This is a genomic window from Marinobacter sp. (genome assembly GCF_033722195.1).
GTDB lineage: Bacteria > Pseudomonadota > Gammaproteobacteria > Pseudomonadales > Oleiphilaceae > Marinobacter.
Window position 1 is genome coordinate 21287 of the sequence record NZ_JAWVZL010000013.1, and the last position, 13174, is coordinate 34460.

Consider the following 13174-nt stretch of genomic DNA (forward strand, 5'->3'; position numbering starts at 1 on the left):
GGGTCTTTGAATGTCCAACCCGAAGCACGACAAGGGCGAGCATTACCTGACAACACCGAAGGCTGAGCCGTTCCTTGAGCGGCTGATCTTCAACAATCGGGCGCTGATCCTGATTGCGTTTGCTGTGCTAACGCTGTTTCTCGGCTACAACGCCGCAAAAATCCAGCCGGATGCCAGTTTCGAGCGGATGATTCCGCTTGAGCACCCCTACATCGTCAACATGCTCGAACACCGCGATGACCTGGAGAACCTGGGTAACTTCGTGCGTATCGCCGTGGAGGCGGAAGAAGGGGATATCTTCACCGAAGAGTACATGGAAACCCTCAAGCAGATCACCGATGAGGTCTTCTACCTGGACGGTGTCGACCGCTCCGGCCTGAAATCCCTCTGGACCGCCAACGTCCGTTGGGTGGAGGTGACCGAGCAGGGCTTCCAGGGTGGCACCGTTATCCCTGACGGCTACGACGGCTCCCGCGAGAGTCTGGAGCAGCTGCGCCAGAACATCCTGCGGTCGAGCGAAGTGGGCCGTCTGGTGGCGGACAACTTCAAGTCCACGGTGGTTTACGCGCCGCTGTATGAGACCAACCCGGAAACCGGCAAGCCGCTGGATTACGCCGAGTTCTCAAGGGCGCTGGAAGAGCAGATCCGCAACAAGTACGAGGCCGCCAACCCCAACATCGACATCCACATCGTCGGTTTTGCCAAGAAGGTGGGTGACCTGATCGAGGGTATCGGCTCGATTGCCTATTTCGCCGGCATCACCATTCTGCTGACCACCCTGTTGCTGTTCTGGTACTCCCGCTGCATCGCCGGCACGCTGGTTCCGGTGTTCTCCTCCATCATTGCGGTGATCTGGCAGCTTGGCGCCCTGCGCCTGCTGGGTTATGGCCTGGACCCCTACTCGGTGCTGGTGCCCTTCCTGGTGTTTGCCATAGGTATCAGTCACGGTGTCCAGGTGGTCAACGCCATGGCCATCGAGGCCGCCAAAGGCTTCGATCCCATGATGGCGGCGCGCCTCGCCTTCCGGGCACTTTACATTCCCGGCATGCTGGCGCTGATCTCCGACGCATTCGGCTTCCTGACCCTGCTGTTCATCGAGATCGATGTGATCAAGGATCTGGCGGTGGCCGCCGGCCTGGGTGTGGCGATCGTCATCATCACCAACCTGGTCCTGCATCCGCTGATCATGTCCTACATCGGTATCACCAAGGGCGGCATCAATCACGTCCAGAACCACGGTGAGAAGCAGGACCGCAAGTGGCGCCTGATGTCCTACTTTGCCCATCCGGGCGTGGCACCCATCTCCCTGCTGATCGCGTTGCTGGGTCTGGGTGTGGGCATGTACTACAAGCAGGACCTGAAAGTGGGTGACCTGGACCAGGGTGCGCCGGAGCTCCGCAAGGACTCCCGCTACAACCAGGACAACGCCTTCATCATCGACAACTATTCCACCAGTGCCGACGTTCTGGTGGTGATGGTCAAGACCCAGGTGGAGCAGTGCACCCAGTACAACGTGCTGACCGCCATGGACCGCCTGCAGTGGGAACTGCAGAACACCCCGGGCGTGCAGTCCTCGGTGTCGCTGGCGGACGTCTCCAAGGTGGTTACCAAGGCCCTGAACGAGGGCAACTGGAAGTGGTATGCGCTGTCCCGTAACCAGACCATCATCAACGCGTCCATCCGGGAGGCGCCGGCCGGTCTGATCAACACCGACTGCAGCCTGACCCCGGTGTTGGTGTTCCTGGAGGACCACAAGGCCGAGACGCTCGAAACCGCGGTTGAAACCGTCGAGAAGTTTGCCGCCAAGCACAACAACGAAGAGCATACCTTCCTGCTGGCTGCCGGTAATGCCGGTGTCGAGGCGGCCACCAACGAGGTCATCTCCAGCGCCAAGAACATGATGCTGATCTTCGTCTACGGCGTGGTGAGTTTCCTGTGTCTGCTGACCTTCCGGTCAGTGCGGGCGGTGCTGTGTATCGTGGTCCCGCTGGGCCTGACCTCGGTCCTGTGTGAGGCGATCATGGCGGTGTCCGGTATCGGCATCAAGGTGGCGACCCTGCCGGTCATAGCCCTGGGCGTGGGTATCGGTGTCGACTACGGCATCTACATCTACAGCAAGCTCGAGAAGTACCTGCTGGAGGGCAAAACCCTGCAGGAGGCCTACTTCGAGACCCTGCGTTCCACCGGTAAGGCGGTCGTCTTCACCGGCGTGACCCTGGGCCTGGGTGTGGTGACCTGGATCTTCTCACCGATCAAGTTCCAGGCCGACATGGGCTTTCTGCTGTTCTTCATGTTCCTGTGGAACATGATTGGCGCCATCTGGCTGCTGCCGGCCCTGGCCCGCTTCCTGCTGCGTCCGGAGAAGATGCTGGCAAAAGCAAAAGCCTCTAAGTAATTTCCGAAGTCCTTGTAAAAGCCCGCAATAGCGGGCTTTTTTTTCGCCTCGTCATATAGTTAGCCAGATTAACAATTCTTTATTTCAGGGCGTTTTTGGACTATGTTCAAGAAGGAAAGACGCAAGTGCCTGTTTTTCGTGACCAGAAAAGCGGGCAGTAATAAAAACGAGGAAAAAAGGAACCCCCAATGGCACTTCGACAAAAGTTCTCCACCCTCGCCGTCGCCGCAGCGATTGGTCTCGGCTCCTCCGCAGGAGCTGTAAGCGCTGAAGAGCAGCGTTTTATCACCATCGGCACCGGTGGTGTCACCGGTGTTTACTACCCCGCAGGCGGCGCCATCTGCCGTCTGGTGAACATGGACCGCAAGGATCACGGTATCCGCTGTTCGGTGGAAAGCACCGGCGGCTCCATCTACAACCTCAACGCCATCAGCCAGGGTGAGCTGGATCTGGCGGTCGCACAGTCCGACTGGCAGTACCACGCCTACAACGGCACCAGTGAGTTCAAGGACGACGGCCCCAACAAGGACCTGCGTGCGGTTTTCTCACTGCACCCGGAACCGTTCACCGTGGTGGCCAGCAAAGGTTCCAAAATCACCAACTTTGACGACCTGGCGGGCAAGCGGGTGTCTGTGGGCAATCCCGGCTCGGGCCAGCGCGCCACCGCCGAGGTGCTGATGGAGGAAATGGGCTGGACCATGGACAAGTTCTCGCTGGCGGCGGAGCTGAAGGCTGCCGAGCAGTCCCAGGCCCTGTGTGACGGCAACATCGACGCCTTCTTCTACACCGTCGGTCACCCGTCCGGTGCCATCAAGGAAGCGACCACTTCCTGCGACAGCACCCTGGTCAATGTCAACAACGACGCGGTCAAGACCCTGGTCAATGAAAACCCGTATTACCGCATTGCCACCATTCCCGGCGGCATGTACCGCGGCAATGACGAGGACACCACCACTTTCGGTGTGGCGGCGACCTTCGTGACCTCTGCCAAGGTGGCGGATGACGTGGTCTACGAGGTGGTCAAGGCTGTGTTCGAGAACTTCGACAGCTTCAAGCGGCTGCATCCCGCCTTTGGCAACCTGGAGAAGGAAGAAATGGTCTCTGACGCCCTGAGTGCCCCGCTGCACCCGGGTGCCGAGAAGTACTACAAGGAAGCCGGTCTGCTCTGATCCGACCGGAGTGAACCGGGGCCGGATGGGCGACCCTCATCCGGCCTTTTTTCTTTCAAGTATTAGTCTTTACAGGATGCAGTTATGGCGACTGGCGAGCGCTCTGACTCCGACGTAGCGGACGTTAAAAAGATAGCCGAGGTGCTCCAGACCGAAACCGGGGGGCGAGCACTGACCGGCCCTTCAGCGGTTCTGCTGTTCATTGTTCCGGTGTGCTGGTCCTTGTTCCAGCTCTGGATTGCCTCTCCCTTACCCTACATATTCGATTTCGGGATACTCAACTCCACCGAGGCCCGATCGATCCACCTCACATTCGCGGTTTTCCTTTCCTTCACCGCTTTCCCGATGATCAAGAAGGGTAAGCACCTGGACAGGATACCGGTGTATGACTGGATCCTGGCCCTGGCCGGCTCCTTTGCCGCCGGCTACCTGTTTCTGTTCTACGACCAGCTGGCCACCCGTCCGGGAGACCCCACGGATTTCGACATCGTGGTGGCGCTCGGCGGTCTGGTGCTGCTGCTGGAGGCGACCCGGCGCTCACTGGGCCTGCCCCTGGCCATCGTGGCGCTGGTGTTCATTGGCTACTCGCTGGCAGGCCCTTACATGCCGGCGGTGATTGCCCATAAGGGCGCCAGTCTGAGCAAGCTGGCTTCCCATCAATGGCTGGGAACCGAAGGGGTCTTTGGTGTTGCGCTGGGTGTGTCCACCAGTTTCGTATTCCTGTTCGTGCTCTTCGGTGCCCTGCTGGAAAAGGCCGGCGCCGGCAACTACTTCATCAAGGTGGCCTATGCCTGTCTTGGCCACATGCGTGGCGGCCCTGCCAAGGCGGCGGTGGTCTCCAGTGGCCTCAGCGGTGTGATTTCAGGCTCCTCCATCGCCAACGTGGTGACCACCGGTACCTTTACCATCCCACTGATGAAGCGGGTGGGCTTCCCGGCCACCAAGGCCGGTGCCGTTGAAGTGGCGGCTTCCACCAATGGCCAGCTGACGCCGCCCATCATGGGGGCCGCGGCCTTCCTGATGGTGGAGTACGTGGGTATTTCCTATCTGGAGGTCATCAAGCACGCCATCCTGCCGGCGATGATCTCCTACATCGCGCTGATCTATATCGTTCACATCGAGGCCTGCAAGCTGCGCATGCGGGGCATCGAGCGGCTCAACAAGCCCACCCTGGCACAGCGCATGCTCACCTGGGTGTTCCTGTTGCTGGGGCTTTGCATACTGACCCTGGCGGTCTACTACGGCATTGGCTGGATCAAGGAACTGCTGGGTGAGCAGGCCATGTGGGTGCTGGCACCGCTGCTGGTGGCCGCCTACGTAGGCCTGGTGGCCTACTCCGCCACCTTCCCGGAGCTGGAGCTGGACAAGCCCACCGATGACATAAACACCTTGCCGGAAGTGGGGCCGACGGTGAAAACCGGGCTCTACTTCCTGCTGCCGGTGGTCGTACTGGTGTGGTGTCTCACCGTGGAGCGCTTCTCGCCGCAGCTGTCGGCGTTCTGGGCCACGGTGTTCATGATTGTCATCGTGGTGACCCATCGTCCCATGCAGGCATTCTTCCGCAAGCGCGGCGAGATCGGCCAGCAGGTCAGGGTGGGAGTGGAGGAGTTCATCCACTCACTGGCCACCGGCGCCCGCAACATGGTGGGCATTGGTGTGGCCACCGCCACCGCCGGTATCGTGGTGGGCACCGTGACCCTGACCGGCATCGGCCTGGTAATGACCGAGTTTGTTGAGTTCATTTCCGGCGGCAACCTGATGCTGATGCTGATCTTCACTGCGGTCATCAGCCTCCTGCTGGGTATGGGGCTGCCCACCACCGCCAACTACATCGTGGTGTCCACCCTGATGGCGCCGGTGATCGTCACGCTGGGGGCCCAGAGCGGCCTGATCGTGCCGCTGATCGCGGTGCACATGTTCGTGTTCTACTTCGGTATTCTGGCGGATGATACGCCGCCGGTGGGGCTGGCCGCCTACGCGGCGGCGGCCATCTCCGGGGCGGATCCCATCCGTACCGGTATCCAGGGCTTTACCTACGATATCCGGACCGCGATCCTGCCGTTCATGTTCATCTTCAACACCCAGCTGCTGCTGATCGGACTGACCGGGTGGTTCGACCTGATGGTCACCATCGTCAGCTCGATAATAGGCATGCTGGTGTTCTCGGCGGCAACCCAGGGTTACTGGCTCACCAAGAGCTACAAGTGGGAGACCCTGATCCTGCTGCTGGTGACCTTCACCATGCTCCGGCCTGGTTTCTGGTGGGATCGGATCTACCCGCCTCACGAACAGCAGCCCGCGAGCCAGTTGATGGAGTACATCGAGCAGGTGCCGCCGGGCGGAAATCTGGTGGTCCAGGCGTCCGGCATGTCCCTGGACGGCAGTGATGTGTCCACTTACATGCAGTTCGAAGTGCCGGCAGGGGATAGCCCCGAGGCGCGGTTGGAAGCCACTGGCCTGGAGCTGAGGGAGGAGGACGACCGGATGCTGGTGGACTTCGTCCAGTTCGGCAGTCCCGCGGAAGCCGCGGGCCTGCAATACGGCTGGACCATCGACACCATCCGGGTGCCGCTGGAGCGACCGCCCAAAGAATGGATGTTCGTTCCGGCGCTGCTGCTCCTGGGCCTGGTGGCCTATGGCCAGGTGCGCCGCCGCACCGACGAGGACCGGGGCTATCTGCCTGAAAAGGCCTGAGAAACGCCCGTAACGGGCGTCGGGTAACATGACATGCTCAGCGGTGAGCTGTTACAATCGCCAGCCTTGCGCGGCGATCGTAACGCCGCGCCGAAACCACGTGGTCTTTGGTACGGATCACCGCTGAGAGGAGTTGTTCCCGATGCCCGTTGTCACCCTGCCGGATGGCAGTCACCGCAGTTTTTCCGAACCCGTCACCGTTCACGATGTGGCCGCCGATATCGGCGCCGGCCTGGCCAAGGCAGCCCTGGCTGGCCGTGTTGATGGCCGCCTGGTGGATACCAGCTACACCATCGACGACGACGTCGACCTGGCCATTATCACCGAGCGCGACGAAGAGGGAGTGGATATCATCCGCCACTCCACCGCGCACCTGCTGGCCATGGCGGTGAAGGAGCTGTTTCCGGATGCGCAGGTCACCATCGGCCCGGTGGTGGACAACGGCTTCTACTATGACTTCAAGTACGACCGGCCCTTCACCAACGAAGACCTGGCCCGGATCGAGAAGCGCATGGAGGAACTGGCCAAGCAGGATATCCCGGTTCACCGCTCGGTCATGTCCCGTGACGAGGCGGTCAAACTGTTCGACGAGATGGGCGAGGAATACAAGGTCCGCATCATCCAGGACATCCCCGGTGACGAGAAGCTCTCGTTCTACCGCCAGGGCAATTTCATCGACCTTTGCCGCGGCCCCCACGTGCCCAATACCGGCAAGCTCAAAGCCTTCAAGCTGACCAAGGTGGCCGGTGCCTACTGGCGCGGCGACACCAGCAACGAGCAGCTGCAGCGTGTCTACGGCACCGCCTGGGGCAACAAGAAGGACCTCAAGGCCTACCTGCACCGCCTGGAAGAGGCGGAGAAGCGCGACCACCGCAAGATCGGCAAGAAACTGGACCTGTTCCACATGCAGGAAGAGGCCCCCGGCATGGTGTTCTGGCACCCGGACGGCTGGACCGTCTATCAGGCCATTGAGCAGTACCTGCGGGAGAAGCTGCGCTGGCACGGCTACCAGGAGATCAAGACCCCGCAGGTACTGTCGCGGGTGCTCTGGGAGAAGTCCGGCCACTGGGAGAAGTTCGCCGACGACATGTTCACCACCGAGTCGGAAAAGCACGACTTTGCCATCAAGCCGATGAACTGCCCGTGCCACATCCAGGTCTTCAACCAGGGCTTGAAGAGCTACAAGGACCTGCCGCTGCGGCTGGCGGAATTCGGTTCCTGCCATCGCAACGAGGCCTCCGGCGCCCTGCACGGCCTGATGCGGGTTCGCGGCTTCACTCAGGACGACGCCCACATCTTCTGTGAAGAGAGCGCCATCCAGGAGGAGGTTTCCCGCTTCATCGAGCTACTGCACGAGGTCTACACCGACTTCGGCTTCACCGAGATTCTGTACAAGCTGTCCACCCGCCCGGAGAAGCGGGTGGGCTCCGACGAGGTCTGGGACAAGTCCGAGGCCGCCCTGGAGCAGGCCCTGAATCGCGAAGGCGTGGAGTGGGAGCTGCTGCCGGGTGAGGGTGCTTTCTACGGGCCCAAGATCGAGTTCTCCCTGAAGGACTGTATCGGCCGGGTCTGGCAGTGCGGTACCATCCAGGTGGACTTCTCCATGCCGGGCCGGCTGGGGGCGCAGTACGTGGCGGACAACTCCGAGCGCCGTACCCCGGTCATGCTGCACCGGGCGGTGCTGGGCTCGTTCGAGCGTTTCATCGGAATCCTCATCGAGGAATACGAGGGTGCCTTCCCGACGTGGCTGGCCCCAACCCAGGTGGCGGTGATGAACATCACCGACAATCAGCGTGATTACTGTCGGAAAGTGGCGAAAAACCTGGAATCTTTGGGGTACCGGGTTAATGCTGACTTGAGAAACGAGAAGATCGGCTTTAAAATCCGCGAGCATACTTTAAACAAGGTGCCGTTCCTGGCCGTTGTGGGTGACAAGGAAGTGGAAACCAACTCGGTTGCCCTTCGTACCCGCAAAGGTGAGGATCTGGGTACCATGACGCTGGATGCGTTCGAGGCCATGCTGGCCGAGGAAGTAAAACGCAAAGGCAGAACCAAGACGGAGAACTGATTATTAAACAGCGAACGAATCGGGGTGGACGTGCTCCGCGCGCGTTAATCAATGAGAACATTCAAGCCCAGGAAGTCCGGTTGATCGATGCCGAAGGGAATCAGGTGGGTATAGTTCCGCTTGATGAAGCCCTGAAGCAGGCGGAGGAAGCCTCCCTGGATTTGGTTCAGATCACCGATTCCGATCCGGTCGTCTGTAAGATAATGGACTTCGGGAAAAAGATTTTCGAAGACAAAAAGGCCAAGGCAGCTGCCAAGAAAAAGCAGAAGCAGGTGCAGGTCAAAGAGCTGAAGTTCCGGCCAGGAACGGAAGAAGGGGATTATCAGGTAAAACTACGCAACCTGGTACGTTTCCTTGAGAACGGGGATCGCGGCAAAATCACTATCCGATTCCGCGGGCGTGAGATGGCACACCAGGAAATTGGTATGAAGCTCATGAACCGCATCGAACAGGATATTGAGGAACTGGCCCAGGTCGAACAGCGGCCCAAGATGGAAGGCCGCCAGATGACTATGGTCGTGGCTCCCCGTAAAAAGAAGTGATCCTGACCGATGATGCCTCCCCTGCCATGCGCGGGGGAGTTGTCGTTCGGGGTCATTATGTTTTTTAAAAATAGAATGCGGAGTTTCAGAAATGCCCAAGATGAAAACCAAGAGTGGAGCCTTGAAGCGGTTCAAGAAGACCGCCAACGGCTTCAAGCATAAGCAGTCCTTCACCAGTCATATCCTGACCAAGAAGAGCCCCAAGCGTAAGCGTCAGCTCCGTGGTACCAAGCTGATTGCCAAGTCCGATGTGGCCTCCGTCAAGCGTATGCTCGCGCTGTAAAGCGTTTACTGGATAAGAGAAGGATTAAACTATGCCTCGCGTAAAACGTGGTGTCGTCGCTCGTCGTCGTCACAAGAAGATTCTGAATCAGGCCAAGGGTTACTACGGCGCGCGCAGTCGTGTCTATCGGGTTGCCAAGCAGGCGGTTATCAAAGCCGGTCAGTACGCTTACCGCGACCGTCGCAACCGCAAGCGTCAGTTCCGCGCCCTGTGGATTGCCCGTATCAACGCGGGTGCCCGCGCCAACGGTCTGTCCTACAGCCGTCTGATCGCTGGCCTGAAGAAGGCAAACGTGGAAATCGATCGCAAGGTTCTGGCCGATCTGGCCATGAACGAGCAGCAGGCGTTCAGCGCTGTTGTGGAGAAGGCAAAGGCGTCTCTGGCCGCTTAAGCTCTTTCATCGGTCGATAGGGCAGTCTCCGGGCTGCCGTTAATAGGGGAAGAGCGTGCTCTTCCCCTATTTTTGTTAGTGGCACAGCACTTTTTCTGTGACGCACGATACGGTCTGTGACATACGCATTTGTCTGTGACATACCAGATGTCAGCGCCCACATTTGATTTGGAGCTAGGGTTCATGGAAAACCTGGAACAACTCGTGCAGGACGGTCTCGCCGCCGTCGAGAAAGCCGACAGCCTGCAGGCACTCGATCAGGTCCGGGTGGACTACCTTGGCAAGAAAGGGGTGCTGACCCAGCAGCTCAAATCCCTGGGCCAGCTATCCGCCGAGGAGCGCCCGGCCGCCGGCCAGAAGATCAATGACGCCAAGGCCCGGGTCCAGGACGCCATCACCGCGCGCAAGGAAGAGCTCGAAGCGGCGGCGATCGACCAGAAGCTGGCCAAGGAGTCCATCGATGTGACGCTTCCGGGGCGCGGCCAGGACCTGGGCGGACTGCACCCGGTGACCCGGACCCTGCAGCGCATCGAGCAGTTCTTCGCCAGTGCCGGCTACACCGTTGAACAGGGCCCGGAAATCGAAGACGACTACCACAACTTCGAGGCCCTCAATATTCCCGGCCACCACCCGGCAAGGGCGATGCACGATACCTTCTACTTCAATCCGGGTACCCTGCTGCGCACCCACACCTCGCCGGTCCAGATCCGCACCATGGAGTCTTCCCGGCCACCGTTCCGGATGATCTGCCCGGGTCGGGTCTACCGCTGCGACTCCGACATGACCCACACGCCGATGTTCCACCAGGTGGAGGGTCTGCTGGTGGAGAAAGACGTCAGCTTCGCCGACCTCAAGAGTACCGTGGAGGAGTTCCTGCGGGTGTTTTTCGAGCGGGACCTGAAAGTGCGCTTCCGGCCTTCCTATTTCCCCTTCACCGAACCTTCGGCGGAGGTGGATATCGAGTGGGGGCGTGAGCCGGATGGCAGCATCAAATGGCTTGAGGTCATGGGTTGCGGCATGGTTCACCCCAAGGTGTTCGAACATTGCGGCGTGGACCCGGAAGTCTACCGGGGTTTCGCGTTTGGTCTGGGTGTCGAGCGCCTCGCCATGCTGCGCTACGGCGTCAACGACCTGCGCATGTTCTTCGAGAACGACCTGCGGTTCCTGCGCCAGTTCCGCTAACCGGGGCGCCGGCGGCCCCGCCGCTGAACGAATCAGGGCTTTTAAAGGCTTCACCGCATCAGGATAAGGCATACACCATGAAATTTAGCGAACAATGGCTGCGCCAGTGGGTCAACCCCGCCAATGACACCCAGGCACTGGTTCACCAGATCACCATGGCGGGTCTGGAAGTCGACGGTTATGAAGCCGTCGCGGGCCGCTTCACCGGTGTGGTGGTGGGTGAGGTCATGGCGGTGGAGCCCCACCCGGACGCCGACAAGCTGCGGGTCTGCCAGGTTGCCGGCGGCGATGGCGAAGTCCAGGTGGTGTGCGGCGCCCCGAACGTGCGGGCCGGCATGAAGGTGCCCTTCGCGACCGTTGGCGCGGTCCTGCCGGGGGATTTCAAGATCAAGAAAGCCAAGCTGCGGGGCCAGCCCTCCAACGGCATGCTCTGCTCCGAGCAGGAGCTGGGTCTCTCCGACAACCACGAAGGCCTGATGGAACTGCCGGACGACGCCCCGGTCGGCCGAGACATCGCCGACTACCTGCACCTCAATGACGTCACCATCGATGTGGACCTGACGCCGAACCGCGCCGACTGCCTCTCCATCCGGGGCATCGCCCGGGAGGTGGGGGTGCTCAACCAGATGCTGGCGGAAGGCCCCGAGATCACACCGGTGCCGGCCGCCCACTCTGACGTGGTGGAAGTGTCGGTGAAAGCGCCGGAAGGCTGCCCCCGCTACCTGGGCCGCATCCTGCGCAACGTGGACCTGAGCGCCAGCACGCCCCTCTGGATGCAGGAGAAGCTGCGCCGTTCCGGCATCCGCTCCATTGACGCGGCGGTGGATGTCACCAACTACGTCATGCTGGAGCTGGGCCAACCCATGCACGCCTTTGACCGCGCCCAGATCCAGGGCGGCATTGTCGTCCGCATGGCCGGCAAGGATGAAAAACTGGTGCTGCTGGATGGCCAGGAAGTCAGCCTTACCGACGACACCCTGGTGATAGCCGATCACGACAAGCCGGTGGCCATTGCCGGCGTGATGGGCGGTGAGCACTCCGGTGTCAGCACCGCTACCCGGGATTTGATCCTGGAGGCGGCCTATTTCGACCCCATCATGCTGGCTGGCAAGGCCCGTCACTACGGCCTTCACACCGACGCCTCCCACCGGTTCGAGCGGGGTGTTGACCCCGAGCTGGCGCGCCAGGCCATGGAGCGGGCCACGGCCCTGCTGATGGAGATCGTTGGTGGTGAGCCCGGCGAGATCGTCGAGGTCAGCAGCCCCAACGACCTGCCGGCCGAGAAAGTGATTGATCTGCGGGAGCATCGGGTGGCGGATGTGCTTGGCGTTCACATCGACCGCACCCAGGTGGAGGAAATTTTGGGCCGCCTGGGCATGCACATCGACAAGCTGCTCCGGGACGGCTGGCGGGTACGGGTACCCACCTTCCGCCCGGACATCACCATCGAGGTGGACCTGATCGAGGAAGTGGGCCGTATCTACGGCTACAACAATCTGCCGGTTACCCAGGCGGTGGGCAGTCTGGAGCTGCGTCCTGTTTCCGAGGCCAAGCGCCCGGTGTCGGCAATCCAGAACTTTTTCGTGTCCCGGGGTTACCAGGAAGCCATCACCTACAGTTTCGTGGACCCCAGGGTCCAGGCGCTGGTGGACCCGGACCAGAAGGGCATCGAGCTGGCCAATCCCATCTCCAGTGACCTGTCGGTGATGCGCACCACGCTCTGGAGCGGGCTGCTCAAGACCGTGGCCCACAACCAGAACCGGCAGCAGTCCCGCATCCGGCTGTTCGAGACCGGCTTGCGGTTCGTCCGCTTCGGCGACGAGATCGATCAGCAGCCCATGCTGGCGGGTGTAGTGGCGGGGCCACAATATCCGGAGAACTGGGCCAACGGCCGCCGCCAGGCCGACTTCTTCGACGTCAAGGGCGAGCTGGAAGCCCTGTTCGCGCTGATGGGTGTGTCCATCGCCTTCGTCCCTGACCAGCATCCGGCCCTGCATCCCGGCCAGTCTGCAAGACTGGAGCTGAACGGTCGCTCGGTGGGCTGGCTTGGTGCCCTGCATCCGCAAGTGCAGAAAAAGCTCGACCTCAATGGCGCGATCTTTGTGTTTGAGCTATTCTTGACTCCAATACGCACAGGATATGTGCCTAATTTCAAAGAATTTTCAAAATTCCCTGAAGTTCGCCGGGATTTGGCTATTATTATCGGAAGTGACGTTGCGTTTGCCGACGTCGAGCGTATTGTAAAGCAGACGGCGGGTGATCATCTGACCGCTTTGCGGGCCTTTGACGTGTATGAAGGCCAGAACCTGGGCGAGGGCAACCGAAGCCTGGCGTTGAGCCTGTTCTGGCAGCACCCGGAACGCACGCTGAATGATGATGAAGTGCACGCGCTCTTTGACGGCGTGGTGAAAGTACTGCAGAAAGAGCTTGGGGCGACATTAAGGAGTTGA

At 60.6% G+C, this 13174-nt stretch carries 9 protein-coding genes; all 9 read left to right on the forward strand.

The window, feature by feature from the left end; all coding sequences use genetic code 11:
• Positions 1 to 10 precede the first annotated feature (10 nt).
• The 9 genes from R3280_RS04200 (at position 11) to pheT (ending at position 13174) form a co-directional block, all read left to right on the forward strand.
• Positions 11 to 2395 (forward strand): efflux RND transporter permease subunit, encoded by a 2385-nt coding sequence (locus R3280_RS04200; protein ID WP_318997326.1) that lies wholly within the window; start codon positions 11 to 13, stop codon positions 2393 to 2395.
• A gap of 188 nt (positions 2396 to 2583) precedes the next feature.
• Positions 2584 to 3564, forward strand: a complete 981-nt coding sequence (locus R3280_RS04205) for a TAXI family TRAP transporter solute-binding subunit (RefSeq protein WP_318997327.1) — start codon at positions 2584 to 2586, stop codon at positions 3562 to 3564.
• A gap of 84 nt (positions 3565 to 3648) precedes the next feature.
• A complete protein-coding gene (locus R3280_RS04210; protein WP_318997328.1) occupies positions 3649 to 6258 on the forward strand; it encodes a TRAP transporter permease in 2610 nt (869 codons plus the stop codon).
• A 142-nt stretch (positions 6259 to 6400) separates the two neighbouring features.
• On the forward strand, positions 6401 to 8326 hold the full coding sequence (gene thrS, locus R3280_RS04215) for a threonine--tRNA ligase (RefSeq protein ID WP_318997329.1): 1926 nt from the start codon (positions 6401 to 6403) through the stop codon (positions 8324 to 8326).
• Positions 8323 to 8868, forward strand: coding sequence for a translation initiation factor IF-3 (gene infC, locus R3280_RS04220; RefSeq protein ID WP_318997351.1), 546 nt, complete (start codon positions 8323 to 8325; stop codon positions 8866 to 8868). The genes thrS and infC overlap by 4 nt, the downstream gene beginning before the upstream one ends.
• 91 nt (positions 8869 to 8959) lie before the next feature.
• Positions 8960 to 9151, forward strand: a complete 192-nt coding sequence (gene rpmI / locus R3280_RS04225) for a 50S ribosomal protein L35 (RefSeq protein ID WP_318997330.1) — start codon at positions 8960 to 8962, stop codon at positions 9149 to 9151.
• Between the two features lie 31 nt (positions 9152 to 9182).
• Positions 9183 to 9542, forward strand: coding sequence for a 50S ribosomal protein L20 (gene rplT / locus R3280_RS04230; RefSeq protein WP_318997331.1), 360 nt, complete (start codon positions 9183 to 9185; stop codon positions 9540 to 9542).
• 183 nt (positions 9543 to 9725) lie between these two features.
• Positions 9726 to 10724, forward strand: coding sequence for a phenylalanine--tRNA ligase subunit alpha (gene pheS / locus R3280_RS04235; RefSeq protein ID WP_318997332.1), 999 nt, complete (start codon positions 9726 to 9728; stop codon positions 10722 to 10724).
• A gap of 77 nt (positions 10725 to 10801) precedes the next feature.
• A complete protein-coding gene (gene pheT, locus R3280_RS04240) occupies positions 10802 to 13174 on the forward strand; it encodes a phenylalanine--tRNA ligase subunit beta (RefSeq protein WP_318997333.1) in 2373 nt (790 codons plus the stop codon).